General features: G+C 71.4%; 15 protein-coding genes and 1 pseudogene. 9 read left to right on the top strand and 7 right to left on the bottom strand.

Features of this window, described 5'->3' with window-relative positions:
- Positions 1-26 precede the first annotated feature (26 nt).
- Both AC1MBW_RS10160 and AC1MBW_RS10155 read right to left on the bottom strand, forming a co-directional pair.
- On the bottom strand, positions 27-1958 hold the full coding sequence (locus tag AC1MBW_RS10160) for a phosphoenolpyruvate carboxykinase (GTP) (RefSeq protein WP_480024384.1): 1932 nt from the start codon (positions 1956-1958) through the stop codon (positions 27-29).
- Positions 1955-3694 (bottom strand): glyceraldehyde-3-phosphate dehydrogenase, encoded by a 1740-nt coding sequence (locus AC1MBW_RS10155; protein ID WP_480024383.1) that lies wholly within the window; start codon positions 3692-3694, stop codon positions 1955-1957. Before AC1MBW_RS10155 ends, AC1MBW_RS10160 begins: the two co-directional genes overlap by 4 nt.
- A gap of 125 nt (positions 3695-3819) precedes the next feature.
- Here AC1MBW_RS10155 and AC1MBW_RS10150 point away from each other — a divergent pair, with 125 nt between their 5' ends.
- Entirely contained in the window at positions 3820-5259 is a 1440-nt protein-coding gene (locus AC1MBW_RS10150; RefSeq protein WP_480024382.1) for a helix-turn-helix domain-containing protein, read from the top strand.
- Entirely contained in the window at positions 5249-5686 is a 438-nt protein-coding gene (locus AC1MBW_RS10145; RefSeq protein ID WP_480024381.1) for a DUF6314 family protein, read from the top strand. The genes AC1MBW_RS10150 and AC1MBW_RS10145 overlap by 11 nt, the downstream gene beginning before the upstream one ends.
- Here the strand turns inward: AC1MBW_RS10145 and AC1MBW_RS10140 are convergent.
- Positions 5683-5931: a glutaredoxin family protein gene (locus AC1MBW_RS10140; protein ID WP_054146949.1), complete on the bottom strand. Its 249-nt coding sequence runs from the start codon at positions 5929-5931 to the stop codon at positions 5683-5685. The two genes, AC1MBW_RS10145 and AC1MBW_RS10140, sit on opposite strands and share 4 nt — an antisense overlap.
- Positions 5932-6199: 268 nt before the next feature.
- Here AC1MBW_RS10140 and AC1MBW_RS10135 point away from each other — a divergent pair, with 268 nt between their 5' ends.
- Both AC1MBW_RS10135 and AC1MBW_RS10130 read left to right on the top strand, forming a co-directional pair.
- Positions 6200-7699: an MFS transporter gene (locus AC1MBW_RS10135; protein WP_480024380.1), complete on the top strand. Its 1500-nt coding sequence runs from the start codon at positions 6200-6202 to the stop codon at positions 7697-7699.
- Positions 7700-7977: 278 nt separating this feature from the next.
- Positions 7978-13410 carry a beta strand repeat-containing protein gene (locus AC1MBW_RS10130; RefSeq protein ID WP_480024379.1) on the top strand — a complete coding sequence of 1811 codons (5433 nt, stop codon included), beginning with the start codon at positions 7978-7980 and terminating at the stop codon, positions 13408-13410.
- A gap of 175 nt (positions 13411-13585) precedes the next feature.
- On the opposite strand, the pseudogene AC1MBW_RS10125 reads toward AC1MBW_RS10130, so the two are convergent.
- Positions 13586-13801: pseudogene (locus tag AC1MBW_RS10125) on the bottom strand (GNAT family N-acetyltransferase); the annotation flags it as partial.
- Here AC1MBW_RS10125 and AC1MBW_RS10120 point away from each other — a divergent pair.
- Complete coding sequence (locus AC1MBW_RS10120; RefSeq protein ID WP_480024378.1) at positions 13800-14375, top strand: VanZ family protein; 576 nt, start codon at positions 13800-13802, stop codon at positions 14373-14375. The pseudogene AC1MBW_RS10125 and the gene AC1MBW_RS10120 overlap by 2 nt on opposite strands.
- 204 nt (positions 14376-14579) lie before the next feature.
- Here the strand turns inward: AC1MBW_RS10120 and AC1MBW_RS10115 are convergent, their stop codons facing one another.
- Both AC1MBW_RS10115 and AC1MBW_RS10110 read right to left on the bottom strand, forming a co-directional pair.
- A complete protein-coding gene (locus AC1MBW_RS10115) occupies positions 14580-15401 on the bottom strand; it encodes an ornithine carbamoyltransferase (RefSeq protein ID WP_480024377.1) in 822 nt (273 codons plus the stop codon).
- A gap of 153 nt (positions 15402-15554) precedes the next feature.
- A complete protein-coding gene (locus AC1MBW_RS10110) occupies positions 15555-16103 on the bottom strand; it encodes a GNAT family N-acetyltransferase (protein ID WP_054146954.1) in 549 nt (182 codons plus the stop codon).
- 99 nt (positions 16104-16202) lie between these two features.
- Here AC1MBW_RS10110 and AC1MBW_RS10105 point away from each other — a divergent pair, with 99 nt between their 5' ends.
- The 3 genes from AC1MBW_RS10105 (at position 16203) to AC1MBW_RS10095 (ending at position 18202) form a co-directional block, all read left to right on the top strand.
- A complete protein-coding gene (locus tag AC1MBW_RS10105) occupies positions 16203-16898 on the top strand; it encodes a helix-turn-helix transcriptional regulator (RefSeq protein ID WP_054146955.1) in 696 nt (231 codons plus the stop codon).
- Between the two features lie 97 nt (positions 16899-16995).
- Complete coding sequence (locus AC1MBW_RS10100; RefSeq protein ID WP_054146956.1) at positions 16996-17370, top strand: VOC family protein; 375 nt, start codon at positions 16996-16998, stop codon at positions 17368-17370.
- Positions 17371-17614: 244 nt separating this feature from the next.
- On the top strand, positions 17615-18202 hold the full coding sequence (locus tag AC1MBW_RS10095; RefSeq protein WP_054146957.1) for a hypothetical protein: 588 nt from the start codon (positions 17615-17617) through the stop codon (positions 18200-18202).
- Between the two features lie 321 nt (positions 18203-18523).
- On the opposite strand, the gene AC1MBW_RS10090 is transcribed toward AC1MBW_RS10095, so the two are convergent.
- Positions 18524-19219 carry an SDR family NAD(P)-dependent oxidoreductase gene (locus AC1MBW_RS10090; protein WP_480024376.1) on the bottom strand — a complete coding sequence of 232 codons (696 nt, stop codon included), beginning with the start codon at positions 19217-19219 and terminating at the stop codon, positions 18524-18526.
- Between the two features lie 155 nt (positions 19220-19374).
- Here AC1MBW_RS10090 and AC1MBW_RS10085 point away from each other — a divergent pair, with 155 nt between their 5' ends.
- Entirely contained in the window at positions 19375-19968 is a 594-nt protein-coding gene (locus AC1MBW_RS10085; RefSeq protein ID WP_480024375.1) for a TetR family transcriptional regulator, read from the top strand.
- Positions 19969-20255 lie beyond the last annotated feature (287 nt).

Raw genomic sequence — 20255 nt, 5'->3', positions numbered from 1 at the left:
GTCGTGACACCTCGGCGGGCGCGCGGCTACGCCGCCTCGAGCCGGGCGCGCAGGACGGCCAACTCGTGGCGCAGCGCGTCCGGCAGGGTCGACCCGAACCGGTCGAAGAACTCGTCGGTGAGGTCGCACTCGGCGAGCCAGGCGTCCGTGGGCACCGCGAACGACTCGGCCAGCGCCTCCTCGGTGAGGTCGAGACCCGTCAGGTCGAGGGCTCCCGGTGCGGGGGCGAGGCCGAGCGGCGTCTCGACGGCGTCGGCGCTGCCCGCCAGGCGACCGGCGATCCAGGCGATCACCCGCGAGTTCTCACCGAAGCCGGGCCAGAGGAACGAGCCGTCGGCACCCTTGCGGAACCAGTTCACCTGGAACACCCGCGGCGCCCGGTCGCCGAGCTCAGCCCCGAGCCGCAGCCAGTGCGCGAAGTAGTCGCCCATGTCGTAGCCGCAGAACGGCAGCATGGCGAACGGGTCGCGCCGCAGCTCGCCGACGACGCCCTCGGCCGCCGCGGTCTGCTCGGACGCCACCGTCGCGCCCACGAACACGCCGTGCCGCCACGACCGCGCCTCGGTCACCAGCGGCACGTTCGTCGCCCGTCGCCCGCCGAAGACGATCGCGTCGAGCGGCACGCCGTCGAACGCGTCCCAGTCGGGGCTGAGCGACGGGCACTGTTCGGCCGGCGCGGTGAAGCGCGAGTTCGGGTGGGCGGCCGGGGACGAGGAGGCGCGGGTCCAGTCGTTCCCCTGCCAGTCGGTCAGGTGCGCGGGCGCCTCGTCGGTGAGCCCCTCCCACCAGACGTCGCCGTCGTCGGTCAGCGCCACGTTCGTGAAGATCGTGTTCGCGTGCAGGGTGCGGATGGCGATGGGGTTCGACGCCTCACCCGTGCCGGGGGCGACCCCGAAGAATCCGGTCTCGGGGTTCATCGCCCACAGACGACCGTCGGCGCCGGGCTTCATCCAGGTGATGTCGTCGCCGAGGGTCTCGACCCGCCACCCGGGCAGGGTGGGCTGCATCATCGCGAGGTTGGTCTTGCCGCACGCCGACGGGAACGCCGCGGCGACGTGGAAGGCCCGACCCTCGGGGCTGGTCACCTTGATCAGCAGCATGTGCTCGGCGAGCCAGCCCTCGTCTCGCCCCATCGTCGACGCGATGCGCAGCGCGAAGCACTTCTTGGCCAGCAGCGCGTTGCCGCCGTAACCCGAGCCGAACGACCAGATCTCGCGCGTCTCGGGGAACTGGGTGATGTACTTCGTCTCGTTGCACGGCCAGGCCACGTCGTCGCGCGCGGTGCCGTCGGCGTCGCGCAGGGGGTAGCCGACGCTGTGCACGCCGCGCACGAACGGCACGTCTCCGTCGGCGCCGCCGAACGCCGCCAACGGCTCGGAACCGACCCGCGCCATGATGCGCAGGTTGAGCACGGCGTAGGCCGAGTCGGTCAGCTGCACGCCGAGCTGCGACAACGGGCCGCCGACCGGGCCCATGCTGAACGGCACGACGAACATCGTGCGCCCGCGCATCGAACCGGCGAAGAACGGCCGGAGTTCGCGCATCATGGCACCGGCCTCGCGCCAGTTGTTGGTCGGGCCGGCACCCGCGGGATCGGTCGTGCAGATGAAGGTGCGGTCCTCGACGCGGGCGACGTCGCCGGGGTCGGTCCGGGCGAGGTAGCTGCCGGGACGCAGGTCGGGATCGAGCGGGATCAGCGCCCCGGTCGCGACGAGGTCGGCCGTCAGTCGCTCGGCCTCGGCGTCCGAGCCGTCGATCCACTGCACACCGTCGGGTTCGAGCAGGTCGACCTGCTCGGCGACCCACGCGACCAGGGTGCGGGGAGCCCACGACGGGGCGGGCACGTGGCGGCGCCGCGCGGCCCGTGCCCAGTCGGTGCTCGGCGCCGAGGGCGGAACCGAGGAGGCGCGGGTCGCGTCGCCGAGGACTCCGGGGTCGAGGGGTCGGGTGGTGATCATCGCGTGGCCTCCAGGGTCAGGTCGAGCAGGTCGTCGGTCGGTCCGGTCAGCGGCGCCGCCGCCGACCGGGATGTACTTACCTCTTCACGTGATCCGGTACGTACCGGATCAGCCCGGGAGGGGGATGTCGTCCGGGACACGTCGAGCGTCGCGGGTGCGGCCTCGTCGGCCGAGCCGGAGGCGGCCCGGGCCGGACGGGGCAGGGACGGGGGCGTGCCGCCGGCGAGGTGCTCGAGCAGGCGGACGACCTGGCAGCTGTAGCCGAACTCGTTGTCGTACCAGACGTAGAGCACCACCCGGCGGCCCGAGCCGTGGTCGCCCGCACCATCCCCGCCGTCTCCGCCGTCCCCGTCCCCGGACACCACCGTCGCGAGCCCGTCCACGACGCCCGCGTGTCGCGAGCCGACGAAGTCCGTCGACGCGACCTCGGGCGACTCGACGTAGTCGATCTGGCGGCGCAGGGGCGAGTCGAGAGAGGCCCGACGCAGGTGTGCGTTGAGCTCGTCACGGTCGACGGGCGTCCTCAGTCGCAGGTTCAGCACCGCGACCGAGACGTCCGCCGTGGGCACGCGGATCGCACTGCCGGTCAGGCGCCCGGCGAGCTGCGGCAACACCTCGGCCACGGCCTTCGCCGCCCCCGTCTCGGTGAGCACCATGTTGAGCGAAGCCGACCGCCCCCGCCGGTCACCGGGGTGGAAGTTGTCCGTCAGGTTCTGGTCGTTCGTCACCGCGTGCACGGTCTCGACGTGTCCCGACTCGACGCCCCAGCGGTCGTCCAGCACGGCCAGCACCGGCGTGATCGCGTTCGTCGTGCAGGACGCCGCGGCGACCACGACGTCGTCACCTGCCGCCTCGTGGTTCACGCCGAACACGACGTTCGGGATCGCGCCCTTCCCGGGGGCCGTGAGCAGCACGCGCGACGTGCCCCGCGCCTCCAGGTGTCGCCGCAGCGACGGATCGTCGCGCCACCGACCCGTGTTGTCGACGACGATCGCGTCACGGATGCCGTACCGCTCGTAGTCGACCGTCGCGGGGTCGTCCGAGTAGATCACCTGGATCGTCGTGCCGTTCGCCACGATCGTGTTGGCCGCCTCGTCGACGACGATCGTGCCCGCGAACGGGCCGTGGATCGAGTCGCGGCGCAGCAGGCTGGCCCGTTTGACGAGGTCGTCGGCCGAGCCCCGACGCACGACGACCGCGCGGAGCCGGGCACCGCCGCGCTCGCCGGCGTGCTCGATCAGCAGCCGTGCGACGAGCCGGCCGATGCGGCCGAAGCCGTAGAGCACGACGTCGCGGGACGGGGGTCCGCCGTCGCCACGGCGTCCGACCACCTCGGCGAGTTCGGCGTGCACGACGTCGACGAGCGGCCTCTCGGGCTGCTCGACGAGGGCGGCCCGGTGCCGGGCGCTCAGCCGGGCGAGGTCGATCGACGCCGGGCCGAGCTCGAGGCCGTCGAGCAGCTGCAGCACAGCGAGTGTCTCGGCGGGATCGAGCACGTGGTCGTCGAGCTGGCGGGCGAAGCGGTGCAGCTTGAGCACCCCGACCGGCGACCGGTCGAGCAGGCTGCGTCCGTGGATCGACACGACCACGCCGTCCCGGCGCCACAGCCGACCGATCACCGGGATCATCGCCTCGGCGAGCGCCATGCGCCCGGCCCATTCGGCCTGACGGTCGGCGTACCGGGCGGTGGTGTCGTCGAGCGACTCCGGATCGGCGGTGGGGGTCGGTGCCATCATCTCTTCTCTCGTCGTCGAAAGGGGTGTTTCTCCACGATGAACGCCCGCTCCCTTGATCTACAGATGCCCGATGCGTAAAGATCGGGTGTTCTTTCGCGATCGTCAAAGCAGACCGCCCGAGAGGGGTGCCCGTGGTCGATGCCGACCCCCTGCTGCTCGGCCAGGCGGTGCGGCACGCCCGCACGGCCCGTGGCCTGACCCTCGACCAGCTCGCGGCACGGGTCGAGGTCAGCGCCAGCCAGCTCTCGCTGATCGAGACGGGTCGTCGCGAGCCCAAGATCGGTCTGGTCCGAGCGCTGTCGGACGCCCTCGACGTGCCCCTCGCGACACTGCTGGCCGCCGAGCCGCCGAGCGAGCGGGCGGCCCTCGAGATCGAGCTGGCGCAGGCGCAGCGCGGGTCGCTGTACCGGTCACTCGGCCTGCCCGACGTGAAGGCGAACAAGGGCATGAGCACACCGGTGCTGCAGACGATCCTCGGGCTGCACCGCGAGCTCGCCCGCCGGCACAGCGAGGCCAGCGCCACCCCCGAGGAGGCGCGGCGGGCGAACACCGAACTGCGGCTCTGGATGCGTGGGCGCGACTCCCACCTGCCCTACGTCGAGGAGGCGGCGGCCGAGCTGCTCCGCACCGTGGGCCACACCTCGGGTGCCCTGTCGCACAGCAGCGTGAGCCGCATGGCCGGCAGCCTCGGGCTCGAGATCATGCACGTCTCCGACCTGCCACACTCGGCCCGCTCGGTGATCGACCTGGCCAACGGGCGCATCTACCTGCCACCCGCCTCGATCCCGGGCGGTCACGGCCTGCGGGCGCTGGCCCTGCAGGCGATGGCGCACCGTCTGCTCGGCCACGAACGGCCCTCGACCTACGCCGAGTTCCTCAAGCAGCGGCTCGAGATCAACTACTTCTCGTCGGCCTGCCTCATGCCGCTCGGTGCGGCGGTCGAGTCGCTGCAGAAGGCCAAGGCACAGCGCGACGTCTCGGTCGAGGACTTCCGCGACGGCTTCGGCGTCACCCACGAGGCGGCGGCGATGCGCATGAGCAACCTGCTGACGTCGCACCTCGGCATCCGCATGCACTTCCTGCGGGTGACGGGCGACGGGGCGATCGCCAAGGCGGCCGAGAACGACGGGCTGCCCCTGCCGACCGACGTCACCGGGGCCGTCGAGGGCCAGCTGGTCTGCCGGCACTGGGCCGCGCGCACGGCCTTCGCGCGGACGAACCGCACCACCGAGCACTACCAGTACGACGACACCCCGGCCGGCACCTTCTGGTCGGCGTCGCAGACCGGCACGACCGAGCACGACGAGTTCTCGATCACGGTGGGCGTGCCGTTCGCCGACGCGAAGTGGTTCCGCGGACGCGACACCGAGCGTCGCGAGACCTCGACCTGCCCGGACGAGTCGTGCTGCCGTCGTCCTCCGGCCGGGCTCACGGCGAGGTGGCGCGACGCCGCCTGGCCGAGCGCCCGTCTGCACGCGCACGTGCTGGCACCGTTGCCGTCCGGCACCTTCCCCGGCGTCGAGGACACCGAGGTCTACGAGTTCCTCGACCGACATGCCGGCTGAGACGCTGGCGCTGCTGCTCGGCCGGTGGGCCGTCGCGCGCGAGATCGACGACCACCGCACCGGCGAGCACGCCCGCTTCGACGGGACGGCGACGATCGAGGAGGCGCGGGCGGGCTCCGACCTCGTGGCGACCTACGACGAGGCCGGCGAGCTGGTCGTGGCCGGCCGGCGGACGCCCGCCACCCGGCGGCTCGGCTACGCGGCCCGGGGTGACGGGTCGCTCGACGTGCGCTTCGCCGACGGCCGACACTTCGTCGACCTCGACCTGCGGTCGGGGGCCTGGGAGGCGCACCACCCGTGTGCCCCGGACAGCTACCTGGTCGAGACCCGGGTGCTGTCGCCGACGTCCTTCATCGAAGGGTGGACGGTACATGGCCCGGCCAAGTCGTACGACGCGCTCACGACCTACGAGCGCCTGCCCGGCTAGAGCTTGGCGGTGAGCTCGGCGTCGGTCGGCTCGACCAGGTGGCTGCCGTCGGGGAAGACCACGACGGGGATCTGCGTGCGACCGCTGACGGCGTAGGCGCGGTCGGCGCCGTCGGCGACGGCCTCGAGGTCGACGTAGTCGTAGGCCACGCCCTCGCGGTCGAGCAGCGCCTTCGAGCGGCGGCAGTCACGGCACCACTCGGCGCCGAACATCAGGATGCGGTCGGGGGCGGTGTCGGTGCTCATGGCGACCAGGGTACGCGCGGTGACGGGGCGCGGGCACGCCACCCGCGCCTCCTCGTCCTCGACGGGCCACGGCGAGCGCTCGCCCGCTCGCCCGCTCGCCCGCTCGCCGCGAGCGAACGGCGTTCCCGTGAAAGAAGGCGGAGTCTCGTTCGGGGGCCTTGCGAGCCCCGGGGGGTGGCATGTCACACTGGATGAGCGCCCTCGTCGTGGAGTGGCAATCCCCCAATCCACCCGCCAGCAGCATGGCCCGCGACGAGTGTGCTGCATCGTGCAGACCGGGGTCGACCACGAGTCGGCCGCCGACGTCCACGATGCCCCCGACGAGATCATCGTCGTGCGCACGCGCCACGGGCCCGGAGGCAATCCCGTGACCGACACCCTTCTGCGCCCGCCCGAGACCTCGAGCACGCCCGCCGTGCGCACGCCCGCCGCTGCGCCTCCCCCGCGCTCGTCGACGAAGCACCCGCGCGACACCCGCCCCACGCCCCAGCCGCGCCGCCTGACGGCCTCCGGCGTCGTCGGCATCGCCGTGCTCGGCCTGGCGACGTTCTTCGCGATCACCACCGAGCTGAGTCCGGTCGGACTGCTCTCGACCATGAGCGGCGACCTCGGCGTGAGCGAGGCGCGGATGGGCGTCGTCGTCACGGTCTACGCCGTGGCCGTCGCCGCACTCGCCCTGCCGCTCACCTGGGCCACCGCACGCTTCCCCCGCAAGGCCGTGCTCGTCACGACCCTGGTCGGCTACACCGCCTCGAACCTGATGGTCGCGCTCGCGCCGAGCTTCGGCGTGCTGCTGACCGGTCGCGTCGTCGGCGGCATCGCGCACGCCCTGTTCTTCTCGGTGGCGTCGGCCTATGCGACGCGCATCGTGCCGCCGCGCCTGGCCGGCCGCGCGATCGCGTTCGTCTACTCGGGCAGCTCGCTGGGCTTCGTCGTGGGCGTGCCGCTCGCGACGACGGTCGGCGACCAGCTCGGCTGGCGTCCCGCCGTGGGCGCGGTCGCCGTCGCCACCGCGGTGCTGGCCGTCGTGGCCGCGCTGTTCCTGCCGCACGTCCAGGGCGAGTCGTCGCCGCACGTCGGCTCGGTGCGGTCGTGGGCGCGCTCGGGCCTGTTGGCCGTGGTCGTGGCCGACCTCATGCTCTTCGCCGGCCACTACGTCGTCTACACCTTCATCGGCCCGTACCTGACGGGAGCCGGCCTCGGCGAGGACCTCGTCGGCGGTGCCCTGCTCGTGCTCGGCGGCACGGGCGTGGTCGGCCTGCTCGCGGCCGGCGCGTTCGTCGACCGGGCCCCTCGCCAGACCCTGATCGTCGCGGTCGCGGTGATGATCGGCGCCCTCGCGGCCCTGCCGTTCGTGCACGGCTCGCTCGTCGGCACCTTCGTCGTCGCCGGCCTGTGGATGGCCGCCAACGGCACGACCGGCACCCTCTTCATGGCCGCCGCGATCCGCACCGGCGGGGTCAGCCCCGACATCGCGGGCGCGCTGATCAACGCGGGCTCGAACGTCGGCATCGCCGCGGGTGCCGCGATCGGCGGGCAGGTCTACGGGATGTCGGGCCTCGCCACGGTGCCGTTCGCGGCCGCGGCGATCGTCGCGATCAGCCTCGTCGTCATCGTCGCCGGTCGACGCGGGTTCCCGCTGACCGGTCACGCCCAGGCGAACCTGTCGACCTCGTCGCTCGCCGTCATCACGTCGTCGGTCGCGGTGGTCACGACGTCGATCCCGACGGTCGGCGAGGGCCGCCGCGGGCGTCGCCCCCGCCGCTAGGACACCAGGAGGCGCGGGTCACGTCCTCGGCACCGTGACCCGCGCTCGATCGGTCCCTTTGTACCCCGATGTCCCCCACAAGGAGGACGAAATCACCCCTGCTCTGGGGACTCCACTCGACAAGCAAGAAGCTTTATTGTCGAAACATCCACTTTCGTGGAGCCCCCGTTCCCGTGGGGGCGACACGCGGGCGCCTGAACCCCCGCGTGTCGAGCAGGACCGACGTCCGACCGGATCCGACCCGGCCGGACGCCCCCACCCGAGGACACCACCCGCCCATGTCGCTTCTCCGCGCCTCCGTGCGCCCCCGTCGTCGCGCCCTCTCGTTCGCGGCCTTCGCCACCGCCTCCCTGCTGGCGGCCGTCGCCGTGACGCAGGCCGTCGCGCCGGCGCCCGCGCAGGCCGCGGCAGCGCTCTCGTGTGACCAGAACACGATCTACGCCACGGCCGGCCAGGGACAGTTCGTCGCCATCAACGTCGCGGCCAACACGGTGTCCGACGTGATCGCCGGCACGGCGAACCCGTTCTCGCCGGCCAACAACGGTCTCGGCGTGGGGCGGAACGGCCTCGACGCCTACGCCTTCACCAACGGCACGGCCAACAACTCGAACGGCAACACGCTCGCGCGCTACGACTCGGCGGCCGGGGCCGTCACGACGGTAGCCAACGCGAACCCGTCGGGGGCACCCGCCTCGACGCTGCGGGGCGCCGTCAACCCGGTGACCGGCATCTACTACTACGCGACCGGCGGCGACCCCTCCACGATCTCGGCGTACGACCCGAAGACCGGGGACAAGATCGGCGTCGTCGGCCGCATCCCCGGCCTGCAGGCCGGCAACGGCGACTTCGCCTTCAGCACGCAGGGTCTGCTCTTCGTGGTGGCGAGCAACGCGGTCTACCGACTGAACGACGAGACGATCCCGACCACGGCCGGCACCACCTCGCTCGCCGCCACCAAGCTGACCGACCTGCCCACCGGCACCAACAGCCCGGGCATCGCGTTCTCGTCCGACGGCTACCTCTACGTCTCGTCCGGCCTGCAGATCATCAAGCTCGACTCGAGCTCGGGTGCCGAAGCCGGCCGCATGACCACGCCGGCCATCAGCAACATCACCGGCTACTCCGACCTCGCGAGCTGCAACTACGCCAACACCCTGACCGGCAAGGCGGACGTCGTCGGCCGGTGGAAGTCGAGCGACCAGTTCGCCCTCAAGGTCGACGGCGGGAACCTGTCGTCGCCGTCGACCGCGACGACCTCGGGCACGGCGAAGGGCGTCCAGGCCCAGAAGGCCGGCGCCGCACTCGCCATACCCGCGCGCACCTACACCGTCTCGCAGACGGCGGGCAACAGCACGACGCGCCTGGCCGACTACTCGACGACATACCGCTGCGCGAACGTCAACGACGAAGCGACCGTCGCCTCGGGTTCGGGCAACACCGCTCAGTTCACGTTCCCCGCCGCGACCAGCGCCGACGGCACGGACGTCGTCTGCACGTTCACGAACACCGTGGCCGCCGCGTCGGCCGCAGCCTCCGACGACACCGGGACCACCGCCTCCGGAACCCCTCTGACCGTCGACGCCCCGGGCGTCCTCGCCAACGACGCCGGGACCGACCTGACCGTCACGTCGAACACGCAGCCGGCGAACGGCCAGGCCACCGTCGCGGCCGACGGCTCGTACACCTACACGCCCGCGAAGGGCTACTCGGGCACCGACACCTTCCAGTACACGACGACCGACGGAGGCGGTGGCACGTCGACCTCGACGGTCACGATCACCGTCACCCCGGCCAGCAGCGACGACGTCGCGACGGCTCGCGCCGGCCAGGCCCTCGTGGTCGACGCCTCCTCGGGCGTGCTGACGAACGATTCCGGCACCGGGCTGACCGCGGCCGTCGCGACCGGACCCTCGCACGGCTCGCTCGTGCTCGGCCGTGACGGCTCGTTCCGGTACGTCCCGGCCGACGGCTTCTCGGGCACCGACACGTTCACCTACACGGCGACCGACGCCGACGGCCGGAGCACCACGAGCACCGTGACGCTCACCGTCCTGCCCACCGCCGTCGACGACACGGCGAGCGCGGTCGCGGGGACCCCGACGACCATCGCCGGCAGCGCCCTGACCGCGAACGACGACGGCACCGGCCTGGAGGTCACCGCCACCTCGACGCCGGGCCACGGCACCGCGTCGGTCACCCCCGCGGGCGACGTGCTCTACACGCCGGCTGACGACTCCTCGGGCACCGACACCGTCGACTACACCGTCACCGACGGCAAGGGCGGCACCGACACCGGCACGGTGACCGTGACCGTCGCGCCGCGCGCCTCGGCCGACACCGCCGACGCCGTCGCGGGCTCACCCCTGGACGTGCCCGCCGGGCGTGGGTTGCTGAGCAACGACGGGGGCAGCGGCCCGCTCAGCGCGGCGCTCGCCACGGCCCCGACGAACGGCACCGTCGTCGTCAACCCCGACGGCTCGTACGTCTACAGGCCGGCGAAGGGCTTCTCGGGCACCGACAGCTTCACCTACACGCTGACCGATGCGAACGGCGTGACGAGCACCGGGACGGTCACCGTCGCCGTCGCCCCGAAGGCCGTCGACGACATCGTCACCGTCCTCGCGGGTGGCAACGCCCACGTCGACGGACCCGGCGTCCTCGGCAACGACCTCGGGACCGGTCTCAGCGCCGCGATCGTGACCGGCCCGCAGCACGGCACCGCGACCATCGCCCGGAACGGCGAGTTCGACTACACGCCGACGCCCGGCTTCTCGGGCACCGACACGGTGACCTACCAGGTCACCGACGCCGCCGGCCGCACCTCGACCGCGACCGTGACGATCACCGTGAAGCCGGTGGCCGTCGACGACCAGGTCACCATCCCCTCCGACACGCCCGTGACCACGGCGGCTCCCGGCCTGCTCGGCAACGACCTCGGCACCGGGCTGCGCGTGACCGACCACGGCACGCCCGCGCACGGCACCGTGACGGTGGCCGCCGACGGCACCTGGAGCTACGCGCCGGACGCCGGCACCTCGGGCACCGACTCGTTCGAGTACCAGGTGACGGACGCCGCGGGGCAGACCGCGACCGCCCGCGCCTGGGTCATCGTCGGCGGCCTCGCGGTCGAGGACCGCGGCACCGCGACCGCCGGTCGCGACCTGTCCGTCAGCTCGAAGGAGGGCCTGCTCTCCAACGACCGCGGCACCGGCCTGACCGCCGCGCTCGACGGGACCCCGCGCCACGGCGACGTGACCGTCGCGAAGGACGGCTCGTACGTCTACACCCCGGCGACGGGCTTCTCGGGCACCGACGACTTCACCTACACCGCGACCGACGCCGAGGGGCAGACGAGCACGGGCATCGTGACGATCGTCGTCCTGCCCGACGCCGTGGACGACGTCACGTCGACGAAGGCCGGCACCACCGTCACCGTCACCGCCCCGGGCGTGCTCGGCAACGACCTCGGCACCGGGCTGCGCGCCGAGCTCGTCGACGCCCCGGCCCACGGCACGGCCACGATCGCGGCCGGCGGCACGCTCAGCTACACGCCCCCCGACGGCTTCTCAGGCACCGACCGGCTGACCTACCGCGCCACCGACGCGAACGGCGAGTCGGACGTCGCCACGGTGACGATCCATGTCGGGCCGATCGTCGTCGACGACTCCCCCGCCGGTGGCACGACCGCCGACCAGCCCCTCGTCGTCGACGCCGACCACGGCGTGCTGTCGAACGACACGGGCACCGGCCTCACCGCGACCGTCTCCGACCAGCCGAAGGCGGGCACGGTCACGATGGCACCGGACGGCTCGTACACCTACACGCCGAAGCCCGGCACCTCGGGCAAGGACTCGTTCGGCTACGAGGTCACGGACGGCAACGGACAGACCGGCACGGGCACCGTGACGATCGTGGTCAGCCCCGAGGCCGCCCCCGACGTCGCCACGGTCGTGGCCGGCGACCGCGTCACGGTCGCCGCACCGGGTGTGCTCGGCAACGACGTCGGAACCGGCCTGACCGTCACCGCGGCGACCCCGGCCGCGCACGGCACGGTCACGATCGCGCCGGACGGCACCGTCGACTACACGCCGGCCCCCGGCTTCTCGGGAGACGACATCGTGGTCTACACGGTCGCCGACCGTGACGGCGGCAGCGCCACGGCGACGGTCACCGTCACGGTGACGCCCCGCGCCCTCGACGACCGCTACTCGACGCCTGCCGGCACCGCGCTCTCGGTGCCCGCCCCGGGTCTGCTGGTGAACGACCTCGGCACCGGCCTGACCGTGACGGGCGTCGGCACCCCGGCGCACGGCACGATCGACACCCGGTCGAACGGGTCGTTCGTCTACACGCCGGTCGCCGGTTTCTCGGGCACCGACCGGGTCGAGTACACCGTGACCGATTCGGCCGGCCGGTCGACGAAGGCCACCGCGACCATCGTCGTCGGCGCCCTGGCCGTCGACGACACCGGCAGCACCCGAGCGGGCACCCCGCTGACCGTCGACGCCGCACACGGCGTGCTCTCGAACGACTCGGGCAGCGCGCTCACCGCGACGCTCGACGCCGCGCCCACGCACGGCACGGTCGAGCTCGCTCGCGACGGCTCGTACGTCTACACGCCGAAGGCCGGCTTCTCCGGCACCGACGTGTTCACCTACACGGCGACCGATGGCGAGGGTCAGACGCGCACGGGCACCGTCACCATCACGGTGCTGCCGACGGCGGTCGACGACGCGGCCTCCACGCCGGCCGAGACGACGCTGACCGTAGCCGTGCCGGGCGTGCTGGGCAACGACCTCGGCACGGGCCTCCGCGTCACCTCGACGGGCCCCGCCGCTCACGGCACGGTCACGATCGACCCCAGCGGCCGCCTGGTCTACACGCCGACCCCCGGTTACTCGGGGAAGGACGCCGTGACGTACACGGTCACCGGCCGCGACGGCGGCACCGCGACCGCCACGGTCACCATCACCGTCGGCGTCAAGGCCGTGAACGACTCGGGCAGGACGATCGCCGGCAAGCGACTCGTCTCGGGCAGGGTCGGCGGCGTGATGCGCAACGACGACGGTTCGGCCCTCTGGGTCGCCCTGGCGTCCGAGCCGTCGCACGGCACCGTGGCGCTCGACCTCGACGGGTCGTACGACTACATGCCCCGCGCCGGCTTCGTCGGGGTCGACACCTTCGACTACACGGCGACCGACGAGGCCGGGCAGACCGCCCGCGCCACCGTGGACATCACGGTGCTGGGCGCGGCCGTCGCGGTCGACGACGAGCAGCGCGGCACGACCGACCACGCGGTCGCCGTCGACGTCACGGCGAACGACGCCCCCACCGAGGGTGCGACCTTCGACCGCGGCACCGTCGTGATCGTCGACCCGGTGACCGGTGACGGGGTCAGCACGCTGACCGTGCCCGACCAGGGCACCTGGACGGTCGTCGACGGCGACGTCGTCTTCACCCCCGCGACGGGCTTCGACTCGAAGGCCTCGGTGCAGTACCGCGTGACCGACACGGCCGGCATGACGGTCCAGGCCGTCGTCACGGTGTCGTTCCCGATGATCCTGTCGGCGACGCAGCTGGCCTTCACCGGCAGCGCGTCGGTGCTCGGCATCGCCGCGATGGCGCTGCTCGGGGTCGCCCTCGGCCTGGCGCTCTCGCGTCGCGGCCGTCGCGTGGTCGGCCCGATCCGAGGCCGTCGCCGGGTCGAGTAGGGCCCCGACGGCTCGACGTCCCCGTCCGCTCTCCCCTCGTCCCGAGGTGGCGAGCAGGCGGGGACGTCCGTCGTTCAGGAGGCGCGGTGCCGGTCCCCGAGGCCCTCAGGCGGCGAGGAAGCGCACGACGGCGAGGACCCGTCGGTGGTCGGAGAGCGTCGTCGTAGACACGGCGGGCGGTGTGGTCGTCGTCCGCGGTGATCCAGCGGACGACGTTCGGCCCTTCCTGCTCGGCGATCGACGCGGGCTCGCGCAGGAGCGCCGTCGCGACACCTCGTCCTCGACATGACGGAGAGGTGGAGTGATCGTCGAGGTAGAGTCCGAGCCCGGCAGCCCTACGATCGGACGGGTGCTGCCGCACCGCACCAAGCAATAGTCGGAAGCAAAGCATGAAGTCCATCGAAATCCCCACGCTCCCCATCGTGATCCCCCTCGGCATCGTCATCTTCTTCGTGCTCCTCCGGGTCCTCCGCTCTCGCGGCCGGGTCACACCTGCACGGGCGGGTGTCGCCGCCGTCCTCGCTCTCTACGCAGGCGGAGTGCTCGCCAACACGGTCTTCCCGATCTTCATCCACGTCGGGACGTGGCCGGACTACGGGCCGCGCCCCTTGCCGCTCTATCTCGAGCCGTTCCGCGACTACGGGCTCGACGACGCCCTCATCAACGTCGCGGTGTTCGTACCGCTCGGTGTCCTCATCCCCTTGCTCGTCATCCGACCCACCTGGTGGAGGGTGCTGGCGATCGTCGCCGGCACGAGTCTCGCCATCGAGCTCGTGCAGATGGCCACCTCCCGGCTCGCCTTCGGCGGACACCTCGCCGACATCAACGACTGGATGACGAACACGCTGGGCGGGATCATCGGCTACGGCCTGTTCGTCCTCATGATGCGCTCGACGCTGCTCGCCGCATTCATCGGACGGTTCCGGTGGCCGGAGCGCGCGAGCGCGAACAGGTCGTCGGCCTGACCTCCCGAGGCCGGCACGGCACGGCGCTACAGAAGCGACGATCTGGGCGACCGGGGACGTCGTGACGCTCGATCGCGCTCGAGAGGTCGAGTTCCCACGCGGTGGCACGCCAGAAGCGCGTCACCACCCTGTCAACGATCTCTGTCGGGCCGCAGATGCACCACCCTGGAAGTCCGGCAGCCGATCGTCTACCGGGACGCGTCGTCATCCGAGGTCGAGGCAGAACGCCATGACCGCCTGGTGCACAGGGAGAAGTGGGGCCTTGAACGCGTGACCGACGAAGGCCGCGTGCGCCACGGCGTCGGCGCTCACCTCCCGGCCACGCACGAAAGGTGGGCACGGAGCGAAGCGGACCCCTGCCGGCGCGAGGTCGAGAAGGGCCGCCGTGATCCGATAGGGCTCGAGGAGCTCCGCGTGAGGGCCGGGACCGTCCGTGAGGATGACGTCCGCTGATCGGACTGCCGCATCCAAGTCATCCGTCCAGAGGGCGCCAGGGGTCGCGAGCCCAGCCGGGCAACACTGGACGAGGTCCAGCTGCAGCACCCTTGCGGCCTCTTGCCACGCCCTGGCGATGTTGCCGTCGGCTCCGACGAAGAGGTAGCGGAGCTCTGAGATGTCGCCCCTGTGGCGGAGGGAGTACAGGTCGGAGAGCACCTCGCACGGGTGGTTAACGTCGGTCATCGCGTTCACGACGGGCAATGCATGAGACGCCGCCAAGCCCTCGATGACGGAGAGGTCACGGTGCCGGGCCACGATGATGTCGGCCCAGGCGTCCAGGTACTGGGCGACATCCCTGAGCGCCTCGGGCTTGTCGAGCGTGGTGTCGGGGAAGACGATCGGCTGGAGCCCCATCAGCGAGGCTCCGCGCTCGAACGTGGCTCTCGTCCGCAGACTACTCGGCGGAAAGAACATGACCGCTGCTCCCTCCTTGGCCGGCCCGCGGCCCTCGCTGTACGCATCCGCCAGGGCGAACACCGCGAGGACATCTGCGGCAGACCAGTCGTCGAGTGTGGTGAGAGAACGCATGCCACCACCGTAGAGACCACCCGGCCCTGAATCGACGCGGACGGCAACGCATCGGTCGTCGGACGCTGGGCGGCGGCCGCCACACACCCGCTCGCTGCTGGACCCGGATCGTCTCGGTAGGTCGGTCCGGAATCGATCCCGGTGGAGGATCTTCTAGCCGGCACCCTCCTGCCGATCGGTCATGGACGTGGTGGCGGCCTCCCAGAGGATCTCTCCGTCGACGAGCGTGGTCGTGGGTACGAGCCCGAGCCGACGGGCTGTCCGCGCGGACGCGGTGTGATCGGGGTGGACGTAGGCCTGCAGGCACCCGACACCCATCGAGGTCAGCCACGTCACGACGGCGGAGGCTGCCTCCCCCGCGACACCGCGGCCCTGTTCCGACGTCGTGACCAGCCACGCCAAGTCAGCCACGAGGCCAGCGTCCTCGCGTGTCAGCGTCGCCTGGACGAAACCGACGGCCGAGCCACCCCGAGCAGGTCGGATGATCCAGTTCGACCACCCGGCACGTCCGTCCTCGGACTGACCTCGCGACTGGCGGCGGTAGCGCTTCTCGAGCTCTTCGAGCGTCGGAGGCTCCCCGCCCGTGAACCGATACAGATCCTGAGGTGCCAGAGCGGCCACCATCTCGCTCGCATGCTCCACGGCGAGCGGCTCCAGAGAAAGACGATCCGTTCGGAGGGCTACAGCTCTGGGCCACGACATGACCCGAGCTTCGCAGGTCGACCGGACTCCCATCGTCCATCGGGACAACGGCGGAGCTGCCGACACGGCTGAGAGAGCGACCTGTCGGATGATGGGTCAGTGAATCGGACCGATCGGCTCTACGGCCTCGTGGAAGAGTTGCGTGCCGTGTCACCGCGGCCACGAAGCGCGCGTCGTCTCGCGGAACGGTTCGAGGTGTCGGTGCGCACGATCGAGCGGGATCTCGCTGCGTTGCAACGATCGGGTCTGCCGATCTGGGCCGAGCCCGGCCGAACCGGTGGGTACGTCATCGACGCGTCGGCGACGCTCGGACCGGCGGGATTCACGGTGGACGAGGCCCTCACCGTGCTGATCGGTCTCGGCTCCCTCCGACACAGCCCGTTCCGGCAGTCCGCCCAGACCGCCGCCCGGAAGATGCTGGCGGTCATGCCGGACCGGGACGCAGCACGCGCCAGCGCGCTGGCTTCCCGGGTCCACTTCCTGGAGGACGAGGGGGACACGGTCGCGCCGGCCGAGTTCGTGGCGGCCCTCCGCGCGGACCGTGTCGTGCGGCTTCGGTACCAGGACGCCAGCGGCGCCGACTCCACCCGAGACGTCGAACCATTGGGGTCGATCGGGAAGGACGGCCAGTGGTACCTGATCGCGTGGTGTCGACTCCGCGACGGGGTGCGAGCATTCCGGGGAGACCGGATGCTCTCCGTCGAGGTGACCGACGAGCGCCCGCCGCGACGAACGCTGCGATCGGAGGACCTCGCCATTTCCTCCGGGCGGCTGCGATCCGTCATCGACGACTGAGTCGCGGTAGGTGACTTCTGGAATCACCGACAGGACGCTGTCGCGACGACCGGTGAAGCTGATGCTCACATCTCGTCAGCTCCACCGAAGGAACCCCATGCCGTTCGCCTCCATCCGCATCGTCACCGACGACCTCGACGGCCTCGTCGCCTTCTACGAGCAGGTCACCGGCCAACGAGCCGAGCGCTCCACACCGGTCTTCGCCCAGTTCAACGGCCCGGGCGCGAACCTCGCGATCGCGAGCACCGCCACCGTCGCCATGCTCGACGGCGCACTGGCCCCTGCGACGAACCGATCCGTGTTCATCGAGTTCGAAGTCGCTGACGTCGACGGTGAGTTCGCCAAGCTGCAGCCCATGAGTGATGACGTCGTCCTCGAACCGACCACGATGCCCTGGGGCAACCGGTCCGCACTGCTGCGCGACCCCGACGGCAACATCGTCAACCTGTTCAGCAAACCCACCACGTACTAGCGCCGGTGGCGTCCGGCAGTCGATCACCTCCCGGGCACGGATGGTCGTGACGTCGAGGGTGGCCAGCCGTCCCATGATGCCGTCTACGTCCCGCACGGGGGCCTCTCGAGGAGGACCCGTCGTGGCCCCTCAGGCGGATCATCTGGCGACCTGCGGCCGACGGCAGGACCCGGCACGACAGCGAGGCTGAGAACGCGACGGGACGACCGTTCCCGTCCGACACCCCGACTCGAGGAGCAACCCCATGAACAAGCCCCGCACCGTCGTCGCCGTCTCAGCCCTGCTGGTCGCGACGGGCCTTGCCGCCGTCACGACCGCTGCGGCCGCCCCGTCCGCCGTCTCGTCGGGCTCCACCGCCTCGGCAGAGGACCAGCTCACCGCCGTCGCCACGCCCCTCTTGTCGCAGCAGGCCGACGGCTACCGAGGGAAGTGGGCCGTCGAGGGCGACACCCTCGAGGAGTCGTTCGAACAGGACGGTGTCGTCGTCTCCACCGGCACGACGAGCCTGCGCGACGGCCTGGCGGCCGACGAGGTCGTCTCGTTCGGGTACGTGGCCGGCTTCGGCGACCCCGACACCGGGGCGCAGCACGCGCAGCTCAGCGGACAGGCCGGGGCCGACATCACCGCGGTCCGCATCGTGAGCGCATCCGGTGTCACGACGCCGGCGACCCTCGCCGACGGCATCTGGGGAGCGGTCTGGACGGCCGACGGCTCCGCCGACGAGTACGGCCCGGCCACCCTGCAGGTCGACACCCCCGCCGGTACCACCACGGTGTCGACCGACCAGGTCGACGTGATCGCGGCCGAGCAGCGGGCCGCCGACCAGGGCTGAGAGGAAGGCCGGAAGGACGGGCCGCACCGACGGCTGCTCGGCGCGGCCCGAGTCGAAGGACGAGCGGCTCCGAGAACCAGCGCCACGTGAGCATGTTCCTGTTCACAACCAGCCTCCCCTGCCCGTCTCTCTGTAAGCGGGGTCGAACCGACGGGAAGACCCGCGGGATGGGGGCCTCCTGCATGACCGCTGACCGATCCTCCATCGGGCACTCATGGATGCAGCGATCGAGGACGCGACCAGCTCCCCGATAGGAGGAGCCCTGACCCCCGCGCCTCGCCCCACATCCATCACGCTCGATCTCGGCCTGTACGGGGCGCGTCACCAGGGCGCGCGCGTGCCGTCCCACGACCAGAGGGCACCGGTCGGGCCGTCGTCGGGCAGGAGGGCCAGACGGACTATTCCTGCCGCCGCTTCGGCCGGATCCCCTCCGACGGACATGCCCGGGACGATGCCCGTCCTTCTCAGGCCGGGTGCGACTGCGTTGACCTTGAACCGGTCACCGAGTGCTTGGGCGGTGAGCAAGGTCACGCCGTTCACGGCGGTCTTCGAGGTCCGATAGGCCAGCCCGCCACCCTTGACAGCAGCCCAGTCGAATTGCGGATTCGGCCCGCCGTTCCACGTCAGCGACCCCGTGCCACTGGAGACGTTGACGATGCGCGGGTGCGCCGAACGGCGCAGCGCCGGCAGGAACGCCTGGGTGACTCCGATGAGGCCGAACACGTTGGTCTCGTACGCGGCTCGAAGTTGCTCCAGTGTCGTGCCGTCGATGTCGTCTCCGCCCGGATTCACGCCCGCATTGTTGACGAGCACGTCCAGCTCGCCGACCTCCGCGGCGGCGGCCTCGACCGACACGGCGTCCGTCACCTCGAGTTGCACGACTCGCGCGGACGGACCCAGGGAACGCGCCGTCCGCTCACCCTTCTCGACGTCGCGGGCTCCCAACCAGACGGTCATGCCGTGTCGGATCAGCTGGCGCGCGACGTCCAAGCCGATGCCACTCGTCGCACCGGTCACCAGGGCCACGGCACCAGGGCGAGCGTGCTGGCGGATCTCCGGTAGGCGTTCAGTTTCCATGTCGTTTCCGTTCCCATTCTCCAACTCCAACGCTTCGGTTGGAGAATAACAGTGGCCCTCAGAAATGCCAACCGCGGCGTTGGTATTGTCGTCGGATGGCTTGGGACACAGAGGGGACGCGTCGCCGACTCCGGCAAGCGGCACTGACCGAATTCGCTCGATTCGGATTCGACGGCACCACGGTGGCGGCGATCGCCGATCGGGCAGGGGTGAACAAAGAACGCCTGTACAGCTATTACGGCGACAAGAAGGCCCTGTGGGACCTCGTACTCGGGACGGAACTCGAGCGCCTGGCGGCGGCGGTGAGCGTCACGGGGACTGATCTAGAGGACATCGGCACATTCGCCGGGGCGTTGTTCGACTACCACGCAGCCCACCCTGAACTCAGTCGTCTGCTCCAATGGGAGGGCTTGCGGGGCGGACCGCCTGCCGACGCGATCGGTCGAAGGGCGCACTACCAGGACAAGATCGAGCAGTTCCGCTCCTCTCAACGAGATGGTGCTCTCGATGCAGCCCTGGACCCGGCCCATCTGGTCTTCGCCCTCATCGCCCTGGCCGCCTGGTGGCAGACCGTGCCGCAACTCGCGGAGTTGATCACGGGAGCCTCACCTGACGACGAAGAACGAGCTCGCCGCCGCCGCTTCGTCGTCGAAGCAGCTCGACGACTCGGTGCGACGACCGCGGTCTGAGGCGGATCAGACCGAGGACCCTCCGGGCGTGGCGTCGATCCCACCCGTGAAGAGGCGAGCGCAGACATGCTCGAGCGAGCGACCTGTCGCGTGATGGTTCCGTGAATCGGACCGACCGGCTCCACGGACTCGTGGAGGAGCTGCGTGCCGTGTCAGTGAGGCCACGGAGCATGGCCCTGCCATGAGGTTCGAGCATGGAGACCGTTCCGCTCGTCTTGACCATCATCGGCGCTCCAATCGTCGCGGCAGGCTTGGCCTACGCGTTCACACTCAGGAGGCGCGGCGGG

This window comes from Frigoribacterium sp. AP1 (assembly GCF_056680555.1).
Note: the sequence above shows the minus strand (reverse complement) of the source record. Positions and strands in the feature narration are given on the sequence as shown.

Bases quoted from the DNA above. Each gene is read 5' to 3' on its own strand.
- AC1MBW_RS10120 (WP_480024378.1), top strand. From the start codon at position 13,800: ATGAAGTCCATCGAAATCCCCACGCTCCCCATCGTGATCCCCCTCGGC.
- AC1MBW_RS10085 (WP_480024375.1), top strand. From the start codon at position 19,375: ATGGCTTGGGACACAGAGGGGACGCGTCGCCGACTCCGGCAAGCGGCA.
- AC1MBW_RS10130 (WP_480024379.1), top strand. From the start codon at position 7,978: ATGTCGCTTCTCCGCGCCTCCGTGCGCCCCCGTCGTCGCGCCCTCTCG.
- AC1MBW_RS10110 (WP_054146954.1), bottom strand. From the start codon at position 16,103: ATGTCGTGGCCCAGAGCTGTAGCCCTCCGAACGGATCGTCTTTCTCTG.
- AC1MBW_RS10140 (WP_054146949.1), bottom strand. From the start codon at position 5,931: ATGAGCACCGACACCGCCCCCGACCGCATCCTGATGTTCGGCGCCGAG.
- AC1MBW_RS10145 (WP_480024381.1), top strand. From the start codon at position 5,249: ATGCCGGCTGAGACGCTGGCGCTGCTGCTCGGCCGGTGGGCCGTCGCG.
- AC1MBW_RS10115 (WP_480024377.1), bottom strand. From the start codon at position 15,401: ATGCGTTCTCTCACCACACTCGACGACTGGTCTGCCGCAGATGTCCTC.
- AC1MBW_RS10155 (WP_480024383.1), bottom strand. From the start codon at position 3,694: ATGATGGCACCGACCCCCACCGCCGATCCGGAGTCGCTCGACGACACC.
- AC1MBW_RS10160 (WP_480024384.1), bottom strand. From the start codon at position 1,958: ATGATCACCACCCGACCCCTCGACCCCGGAGTCCTCGGCGACGCGACC.
- AC1MBW_RS10100 (WP_054146956.1), top strand. From the start codon at position 16,996: ATGCCGTTCGCCTCCATCCGCATCGTCACCGACGACCTCGACGGCCTC.
- AC1MBW_RS10095 (WP_054146957.1), top strand. From the start codon at position 17,615: ATGAACAAGCCCCGCACCGTCGTCGCCGTCTCAGCCCTGCTGGTCGCG.